This is a genomic window from Shewanella sp. 1180_01 (assembly GCF_052850535.1).
Window position 1 is genome coordinate 1 of record NZ_VXCT01000092.1, and the last position, 8,913, is coordinate 8,913.

The following is an 8,913-nucleotide window of genomic DNA, read 5'->3' on the forward strand; positions in this document are numbered from 1 at the left end:
AGCATTTAAGAGTGATTCCCAACGCTTGGCTTTTTTGTGTCATGGTTGGTTTTTTAAGATGATATGGTTAGGTTTCGTGGTAGCGTTGCTCACACCTTAATGCGGCGTTAGCGCGATGGAGAGAAACGATATGGATCAATCTGAGAACCCCAATAAAGAAGGAATCGTTTTACAGAACTCGCGTGCCGATTATGTCGCTTCTGCTGCAAAGTCTGCACTTGGTATGGTTCCTTTCGCTGGGTCATTACTTGCAGAAATTGCCGGGAATGTAATACCAAATCAGCGAATAGATAGAAGTGTAAAATATGCGGAAGCTCTCGAAAGCAGGTTATCGAAAATCGAGCAGGACGCTGTTAAACAAAACATGTCTGATGAGAACTTTACAGATTTGGTAGAGGAAAGCTTGCGGCAAGCAGCGAGATCGCTAACAGATGAAAGGAGAGGTTACATATCATCGCTTGTTTCCAATAGTATCTCGTCAGATGATATAGAACACTATGAATCCAAGCATTTACTTCGTATTCTCGGAGAGCTGAATGATATTGAAATTATTTGGCTGAGATTTTATTTAAATCGCGTAATGGGTGGTGATACGGAGTTTCAAGAGAAGCATGATCACATACTTAATCCAGTTGCAGCACACCTTGGGTCATCTCAGCCAGTACTCGACAAATCTACACTGCAGAATAGCTATAAGGAGCATCTTGCATCCCTGGGTTTGCTAGAAAAAGACATTGACATGGATACGTCGAGTCGAGGGGTTAAGCTGAAAACTAAGGGCTACAAAATTACCTCGCTTGGCAGGCTATTACTTCGAGAGGTAGGGTTAAGTAATGAAAGATTGCGCTAACAATCGGCTGCACAGCGACCGATTTCCCTCCGCTTCGCGGCTCCAAACCGGGGCGTTATCTCCATAGAAATGGTAATCCGAAACTCATCAGTTAGAGTTAATAACCTAACTCATTTTTGTCCAAAAACGTGCTGTTTATTTCTTTAAAACTTACTGACTACGCCAATGCTAGAAAGGTGAGCCATGGTGATTAGCGAGACGACCGTCCGCCCCATGGACGGGGCGGTCGAGCATCCAAGGACGGACTTGCTGCGTGTCGGTGAGCGAATGCCATGGCTCATCATAAGCCAGCACTTAAAGAATTAAATGACCAAGTTTGATCCTTCAGCAGTGCTATCCAGAAATTCTTAAAGTACTTCTGTCCAAAAGTGAGTTGTGTGGTGTCGAGTGGAGGTTGTACGATATAATCAAAACGGTCAGTTCGTGTATGAGTTACTACAAAAAAGGGGAGTCAGTTAACCTGACTCCCCTTTTAGCTGAGCTATTGTTGCCGTTAGCTTTTAGAACAGTAAATGCGCCACACCTGCGATAACTGGCAGAGTCACTAAGGTACGTAGAATAAACACCACGAAGAGCTCAACAAAGTTCACCGGGATTTTACTGCCGATAAGCAATGCGCCCACTTCACTCATGTAGATCAACTGAGTCACAGACAAGGCCGCAATCACAAAGCGAGTCATATCCGATTCAATTGAGCTGGCCAGAATTGACGGAATAAACATATCCGCAAAACCCACCACAATCGTTTTAGAGGCTTCGGTGGCTTCTGGTATATGCAGCAATTCGAGTAATGGAATAAACGGCATACCTAAATAATTAAAGATAGGCGTGTGCTCGGCGATAATCAGCGCCAGCGTACCAATGGCCATTACCACAGGGATAATGCCAAACACCATATCGACAACGTTTTTAACGCCTTCATTCAAAACGGCTTTGATGCCACTGGCACTGGCGGCTTTTTCTAAGGCTTTATCAAAACCCCAAGAGAAAGCGTTGTGACCCGCAGGGATCAACTCATCATCTGGCATGCGTGGGGTATCGTCGATGTAGTTGTCTTTCTTCCACGACAGCGGTGGCAATTTAGGCACAATCACAGCAGCGGCAAAACCGGCGAGACACACAGTCAAATAGAAGGGCACAAACATGTGCTCTAATTTAACCTGTGAGATCACCACTAGGCTGAAGGTAATCGATACCGCCGAGAAGGTTGTGCCGATAACGGCCGCTTCTCTTTGGGTATAAAAACGTGCTTCGTATTGTTTGCTGGTCAGTAAAATACCGACACTGCCATCACCTAACCATGAGGCCATACAATCAATTGCACTGCGACCCGGTAGATTGAACACGGGGCGCATGATTTTGGTTAGCAGTGTGCCAAACAGTTCGAGTAGACCGAAGTTCAGCAGCAGCGGCAACAACATACCCGCAAAGATAAAGACGGAGAACAACACGGGCAGTAAGTCGTTTAAGACTAATGCACCTGTGCTTGAGGAGTTAATGGCCTCTGGGCCTAAGCCTAAATAGGTCAGCACAACAAACACCGCACCTACGATCCGCGTGATCAACCATAAAGGACTGACATTTAATAAGGCATTAAGGAAGTGATTCTGGGCCACAAACTTAGGCTTAAATGCTTTTGACAGCGAAGAGGCCAGCGCCGTAGCCACGATAATCATGGTCACTATGAGGGTTAACACGCCGCTCAATGCGCCTTGCAGTGCTTTAGAGATAATCGCGATTGGAATAGTGATCGCATCGTTGTAGCTGATAGGGGTCATAAATAACAACAGACCGATCAGCGAAGGGACGATAAAGGTGAGTATCGTCTTAATGTTTCGATTTTTATTTTCAGTAGTCAATTTTGTACACCTTAAAGTACGAGTCGTACATGGTAAATTTGAATTAATAGCCGCACATAACGCGCTGTTGACGCCAATTAAGGTGCATTTAAATTCAACTCAAAAACGAGAATGGGGAAGATTACTCGCTTAGCTTGTCTATGTAAAACGATTCGCTAGTTAGTTTGATATAAGCAGCAAAACAGCATAGTTATTTTACTTAAGTTGTCGGTGATATTAGGTCGATACTTCTGGATGGTTTCACATAAAAAATTATTACAAACATGGTGTTATGGATTGTTGTTTCTGAGGGGTTAATCGCTTGTATGATGATGTAGTTAAAACGATTGAGATGTTATTTTTGCACAAAAAAACATCAGCAACTTTAGCCTTACAGCCATATCGGTTGGCTTTTTGTGCGATTTAAGCGGGCTGTCGTGATAACACTTTCTATATAGCGTGGGTAAGCACTGTTTAAGAATGCCACGCTTATGTTCAGTGTATTTTGCTGCTCGGTACATTTTTATGCGACAGGCAGTTAAATCTGCTTAGAGATAATCGTGATCTTCCTCAGCATCTTGATGTTTTGGAGGCTGACTAAAAAGTCGCTAATAACGATGAAAGTAAAAATATTATTCATAAAGCGGATACCCGCCGCTTTAAATCTTCTCATTTCCATGTAAGTTAGTATCATTCCTATCCAACTCAAGTATTCATGACTGCAAAAGTAGAGAAGGTTAAGATTAAAGGCGGCTCGACACTGGCCATTAAGTTTGGTTTTCTGGGGATCTTTGGGCTTTTAATCGGTATTGTGATGACTGTTTTAGGATTTGACGACGCCGAATCCCATCGCTTTAATTTTTTAAATCATACCCTAAGCGAATTGGGGACTTATGGCCATTCGTCTTTTGCTGTGATCCTCAACGGGGGATTGTTCTTTGGCAGTTTAAGTCTTGTCTTTTATTGTTTGTCTTCGTTACAACAGGTGACATCTTTTTGGGGATATCCCTTCTTTATCAGTCTGGCATGCACTTTTTTAGCTTTAGCGAGCGTGGGATTATTTCCGGTGAACGTGTATCACTTGCACGTTTTAGGGCTGAAATGGTTTTTCTATCTGGGAAGCTTAAGTGCGATTTTCTACTTAGCTTTAGTTTTTTTCGGCAAGTCTCATTTTGGTCGCTGGACTGGGTTGTTAGCCCTCATTGTGCTGTGCAGCATGATGACGTTTCTGTATGCGCCGCAATTGGATTTAGGTTTGACCGAAGGCGATAGGCCGTTTTATCAGGAGATGGTATTGCAGCTGCCGCGTCCTAGTTTGTGGTGGCCAGCCCTACTGGAATGGATAGGGCTGGGGAGTCTATTGTGCTGGACCACTGTGCTGCTTTTTAGTCAGTTAAACGCCAGCCAAGAGTGAAACTTCACTGGTTAAACTCATTCCTTAAGTTAACGTCGATGTTGGCTTAAATTCAGATTATGGTTCCAGCTCAGATTCCTCGTTAGATTAAGCTCTGGCTCATGTTTAGGCTCATGCTATGACTATGACTATGACTATGACTATGACTATGACTCTGGCTCTGAGTCAGGCTAGGGATTGGCATGCACAGCAAGGCCTGCTTCTCCAAACCAGTAGCCGTTACACTGGGTTCTCTCTAGGTTCGCATCGCTGCCAATCGAGAAGTCTTGAGCATTTTCAGGCGTGTTAATTGCATCGACCAAGGCATTGGCTGTGGTGATGCAGTTAAAACTACTGGGTGAAACCCGAAACACATCTACCCCCATCTTTGCCATTGTCGTTATTTCACTGCGTAAATCTAAACAACTGGCGGATTGAGTTTGGATCCCATTGAGCCTGAGCAAAGGCTGCTGCTCTTGGGTTTGCGCGAGTAGCCCTTTGCTGTATTCACGGCACACTGTTTCACAATGATCTTTGGTGAGCTGTTTGTGCCTAGCGGTAAAGCAGCGCGCCGAATGGGCGAGGGGTAAATAGCCGTGGCCGAGCACTTCCACTTCAAATGACGGCTTTTGTTGGATCACTTGGCTAAGCCAAGCCTTTGAAAGTTCCACTGGCATCACAAACCTATGCATCCCAAATCGCTGCAAAATGTCTAAACTGGCGCGATTGTAGTTATTGATACTCGCGCCGCAGACGAAGGGCAGCTTGTGCTCGTTGGCGAGATAGACAGCTGCCATATCGTTCGCTTCGACCATAAATTCGCCGTTATCGACTTGGCGTTTAAGCTCAGTGTATTCCGATGGCGCTTCGATTAACGCCAGCGTTGAAATCACCACTTCTTTACCGGCCTGCTTGAGCATTTGCGCCAGCTCTAGATAATCGCCCCATTTGAGTTCACGTCTGCGACTGCAGACGGCCTCACCTAAATACACTAAGGGGATTTGACTCGCGGCGACTTGCTGATAAAAATCAGTGACCTGTTGTTTTTGCCAGCAATACAACAGCGGGCCTAGGGAAATATGCATAAGGTGTCCTTTGTTAATCTGGCGCTTTGTTCATTAACCTTTTATTGCCAATCACGCTCGTAGGCGCCAAGTGTGGTGATTTGACCCTCGGAGACTTTTGCAAGGGCTTGTTCCCAATGGGGTTGGTTTTGGCTTGTTGAGTACAGCTCAGGATTATCCAGATAGGTGTCTATGGCTTGGCGCCAAACTCTCGTGACTTGCTCAACATAGGCTGGGCTGCGTTGACGGCCTTCGATTTTTAGCGACACTATGCCCGCCTTAGCGAGTTCGGGCAGTAAGCTTAAGGTATTTAAACTGGTTGGTGATTCGAGCAAATACTGCGGCGAATCTTGATCTTCCGTGATGTAACGGCCTTTGCAGACTACGGGATAACCCATCTGTTCATCGAGGGCTGATTTATCAATCAACACGTCGTTGAGCAGAGTTAATCGGTTCTGTCCTTCTTCCTGCCAGCGCACGTGTTTTGCTGGTGAACAAGAGCCGCCGGTGTTGGGCGATTGACCCGTCACATAGGACGACAGCTGGCAACGACCTTCTGCCATAATGCATAGACTGCCGAAGGCGAACACTTCTAAATCCACTGGGCTGACCTTGGCAAGGTCGCGCACTTGTTTCATCGATAACACCCGTGGCAACACGACTCGGGCGATGTTAAAAGCTTCTTTATAAAAATTCAGCGCACCCAGATTGGTCGCACTGGCTTGCACCGACAAATGCAGCGGTAAGTGTGGATAATGTTTATGGGCATAATCGAGCAAAGAAAGGTCGGCAACAATCAACGCATCCATCCCCAGTTTTGCCGCTAAATCAATGGCTTGATACCAACGATGTTCTTCGCCGGGCTTTGGGAAAGTGTTTAAGGTTAAGAAGATTTTCTTGCCGTATTTTTGCGTGAGCTCAGTGGCTTCTTGCAACTTTGCGGGGGGGAAGTTTAATCCTGCAAACGAGCGCGCGTTGGTGTCGTCTTTTAATCCCAGATACACAGCGTCGGCTCCGGCATGCAATGCCGACTTTAGCGAGGCCAGATTTCCTGCTGGACACAACAGCTCCATAGTGATGCTCCTGATAAAATGATAGCCGCTGAGTGTAGGTAAGATTGAATGGCGATGAATTGATTTAAAACAGGTTTAAGATCATAAAATCCCGATAAACTGGGATATATATGTTTTATTCTTGTAGGGTTCCCGCCATGTCCGCTGTTTTTTCCGCAAAAATCGCTCAACAACTTTTAGAATTCACCCCAAAAGCCATCGGCTTTCCCCTCGCTAAGTTGCCTTTTAGTTTCAAAGCTAAAGCCATCAGCCAATTACTTGGGCTGTTACTCGCCGAACAAGCCGCAGACGATGAACTCGGATTTTTGACTGATAAATGGGTCGCGATTCAAGTGGAAGACTTAAACCTGGCCTTTGAGGTGAGTTTTAATGGCAAGTGGCAAGTCAGAGAGTTAACCGATGCGCAGGTGACCTTTAGTGCCAATTCAGCCGAACTCATACTCGTGGCAGCAGCAAAGGAAGATCCTGATACGCTATTCTTCCAGCGTAAGTTGAGTATTGAAGGCGATACAGAATTAGGGCTCGAAGTGAAAAACCTGCTGCTCAGCATCGAATTTGCCAGTATGCCGACCCCAATTCGCCTCAGCATTGCAAAACTCGCCGCAGTGATTGAGCGTTTACAAATCGAAGCAAAACCAACGGTTATCCTCGCTAAGTCTCCAAGTTATTTATCACGCTATTAAAGCCATTTCGCGAGATTGGCTTCTGAATAAACCACTAAAAAGCCCACTAAGTTGTTACCTTAGTGGGCTTTAGTTTGATTAAAAACTCACTGAACCGATTCACTCGCTAGTAGCTTGCGCTCAGTTGAACGCCCGAGTAATTAGCATAACCACGTAACATCACATGGTAAGTTCCCGCTTGAGTCACAGTAATCGAACAGCTTTCATTGTTACCGTTTTTATAGGGACGGCAATCATAGCTGGTGGTCGTTGGGACAGTCCCTGCTTTGACATACAGATCCACGTCTCCAGTCCCACCACTGGTGGTAATACTGAGTTGGCTATTCGCTGGGACGACGATTTTATACAGGGCTTCAGTTCCCGTTGCTCCGCTTAAATTCGTGACGGGTACGCCATTGGTTAAGCAGTTCGCATCGGTACAATTTCCGCCGCCATTGAGGTTGTAGCTAGCTGTCAGCTGGGCGTTGGCATAATTGCTATAGCCTTGAACCATCACGTACCAACGACCCGCCGTAGGTGCAGTGAAATTACAGCTCTCATTGTTGCCATTTTGATATGGGCGGCATTGATAGCTGGTCGTAGTCGGTTTTTGTCCTTGGCTCACATAAATATCCGCATCGCCAGAGCCCCCCGCGAGGTTGATGCCTAAACTTGCTGCATTTGCGGGGACATCGATATAGTAATAAGTCGCTGAACCTGTGGCTCCACTGATCGCAATACCCACATTATTTTGCAGCTGAGTCTCGTCAACTGGGCAATCGTTGCCACAGCCTCCATCATCGTTTGCAAGTGAAAACAGTAACTTATTCGGTGAGCCTGTCTTAGCATCTGTGACTTTGTCCGCAGTGGCGCGCGTCTTGAGTAAGTTAGTCACCTGTGCGGGGGAGAGGTTAGGATTTTCATCTAAGTATAATGCCGCGACGCCTGCCACATGGGGGGATGCCATTGAGGTGCCACTAATGGTATTAGTCGCCGAATTTGAGGTATACCAAGAGGAAGTTATGCTCGAACCGGGCGCATAGATATCAAGGCAAGTCCCGTAGTTAGAAAAACTCGAGCGGGAATCGTTACTGGTGGTTGAACCGACAGTGATGGCATCTGCGGCGCGAGCAGGTGAATAATTACAGGCATTACTATTGTCATTGCCGGCTGCGACTACGAAGGTGATCCCTGCGGCAACAGCGGCATTGACGGCATCATCCGTGGCTTGGGAGGCGCCGCCCCCTAAACTCATGTTCGCGACAGCGGGGCCTGAAGCATTGTTTTTCACCCAGTTTATCCCTGCAATCACGCCAGAGTTACTGCCAGAACCTGAACAGTTGAGCACTCTGACACCCACCACATTGACGTTTTTCGCGACACCGTAGGTTGAGCCGCCAATCGTCCCTGCCACATGGGTACCATGACCGTTACAGTCAGTCGCATCGTAATCATTATCGATAAAGTCATAGCCACTGCTTGCGCGGCCGCCAAACTCATTATGTGTATTAAGCACCCCAGTATCAATAACAAAGGCGGTCACACCAGATCCATCGTAATCCGTGTGGTAGTTGTTATCCAATGGCAAGTTGCGTTGATCGATTCTGTCTATGCCCCAGGTCGGACTCGGTTGGTCCGCATTAGTTTCGACTTTAGGCGTCACCGTCATAATTTGATCTTGTTCTACGTACTTCACGTTTGGATCTTTAAGCAGTGCTTTAACTTGTTGGGCACTGGCATTGATGAGTACACCGTTGAGCACATTGCCAAAGTTTTTCATCACTCTGACATCATATTGATTGACTAAACTCTCGGCTTGTTGAACCGCGAATTCAGCTATGGTGTTGTTATTACTTAGATTAAGAACACTTGGGGTATTGAATACAACGATGTAGTATCTTTGATGGCTTTAGATTGTGGGACACTTACCATAGTCGCTTGGTATTCATTAGCGTTAACAGGGAAGTAAGCAAGTCCCGTTGCGACTGCGACTGCTATTAAATGTTTCTTATGCATGTTGAACTCCATTTTCT

6 protein-coding genes and 1 pseudogene are annotated in these 8,913 nt (G+C 46.1%); 3 read left to right on the top strand and 4 right to left on the bottom strand.

Going from position 1 to position 8,913, the window contains the following annotated elements:
- Positions 1-130: 130 nt before the first annotated feature.
- The gene (locus tag FW758_RS23680) at positions 131-850 is read left to right on the top strand and encodes a hypothetical protein (RefSeq protein ID WP_446446721.1); all 720 of its coding nucleotides are present in this window, start codon (positions 131-133) and stop codon (positions 848-850) included.
- 500 nt (positions 851-1,350) lie between these two features.
- Here FW758_RS23680 and FW758_RS23685 read toward each other — a convergent pair whose 3' ends face one another.
- Positions 1,351-2,709 carry a YjiH family protein gene (locus tag FW758_RS23685; protein WP_446446722.1) on the bottom strand — a complete coding sequence of 453 codons (1,359 nt, stop codon included), beginning with the start codon at positions 2,707-2,709 and terminating at the stop codon, positions 1,351-1,353.
- Positions 2,710-3,403: 694 nt separating this feature from the next.
- Here FW758_RS23685 and FW758_RS23690 point away from each other — a divergent pair.
- Positions 3,404-4,102 (top strand): hypothetical protein, encoded by a 699-nt coding sequence (locus tag FW758_RS23690; RefSeq protein ID WP_012089856.1) that lies wholly within the window; start codon positions 3,404-3,406, stop codon positions 4,100-4,102.
- 170 nt (positions 4,103-4,272) lie between these two features.
- Here FW758_RS23690 and FW758_RS23695 read toward each other — a convergent pair whose 3' ends face one another.
- Positions 4,273-5,166: a U32 family peptidase gene (locus tag FW758_RS23695; RefSeq protein ID WP_446446723.1), complete on the bottom strand. Its 894-nt coding sequence runs from the start codon at positions 5,164-5,166 to the stop codon at positions 4,273-4,275.
- A gap of 41 nt (positions 5,167-5,207) precedes the next feature.
- Positions 5,208-6,218: a ubiquinone anaerobic biosynthesis protein UbiU gene (gene ubiU / locus FW758_RS23700; RefSeq protein WP_446446724.1), complete on the bottom strand. Its 1,011-nt coding sequence runs from the start codon at positions 6,216-6,218 to the stop codon at positions 5,208-5,210.
- Between the two features lie 137 nt (positions 6,219-6,355).
- On the opposite strand from ubiU, the gene ubiT reads away from it, so the two are divergent.
- Positions 6,356-6,901, top strand: a complete 546-nt coding sequence (gene ubiT / locus FW758_RS23705; RefSeq protein ID WP_012587061.1) for a ubiquinone anaerobic biosynthesis accessory factor UbiT — start codon at positions 6,356-6,358, stop codon at positions 6,899-6,901.
- A gap of 106 nt (positions 6,902-7,007) precedes the next feature.
- Here ubiT and FW758_RS23710 read toward each other — a convergent pair.
- A pseudogene (locus FW758_RS23710) lies at positions 7,008-8,896 on the bottom strand (S8 family serine peptidase).
- Between the last annotated feature and the right edge of the window lie 17 nt (positions 8,897-8,913).

What these genes read in the sequence shown, in the direction of transcription:
- FW758_RS23695 (WP_446446723.1), bottom strand. Translation starts at nt 5,166, where the DNA reads ATGCATATTTCCCTAGGCCCGCTGTTGTATTGCTGGCAAAAACAACAG.
- ubiU (WP_446446724.1), bottom strand. Translation starts at nt 6,218, where the DNA reads ATGGAGCTGTTGTGTCCAGCAGGAAATCTGGCCTCGCTAAAGTCGGCA.
- FW758_RS23680 (WP_446446721.1), top strand. Translation starts at nt 131, where the DNA reads ATGGATCAATCTGAGAACCCCAATAAAGAAGGAATCGTTTTACAGAAC.
- FW758_RS23690 (WP_012089856.1), top strand. Translation starts at nt 3,404, where the DNA reads ATGACTGCAAAAGTAGAGAAGGTTAAGATTAAAGGCGGCTCGACACTG.
- ubiT (WP_012587061.1), top strand. Translation starts at nt 6,356, where the DNA reads ATGTCCGCTGTTTTTTCCGCAAAAATCGCTCAACAACTTTTAGAATTC.